Annotated in this window: 1 protein-coding gene; it reads right to left on the minus strand. The window is 63.9% G+C overall.

Translation table 11 applies throughout. The features are described from left to right. Positions 1 to 202: cbb3-type cytochrome c oxidase subunit I (locus IH26_RS55275; protein ID WP_034218372.1), on the minus strand; the 202-nt coding region annotated here is incomplete at both ends.

Raw genomic sequence — 202 nt, forward strand, 5'->3', positions numbered from 1 at the left:
CAGCAGCACCTGGCCGGTGACGAACATGTGGTGCGCCCACACCGACATCGACAGCGCCGCGATCAGCAGCGTGGCGGCGACCAGGCCCTTGTAGCCGAAGACGGGCTTGCGGCTGAACACCGGGATGACCTCGGTGATGATGCCGAAGAACGGCAACGCCACGATGTACACCTCGGGATGGCCGAAGAACCAGAACAGATGC

Source organism: Actinoplanes subtropicus (assembly GCF_000721705.1).
In the GTDB taxonomy this organism is placed as follows: Bacteria; Actinomycetota; Actinomycetes; order Mycobacteriales; family Micromonosporaceae; genus Actinoplanes; species Actinoplanes subtropicus.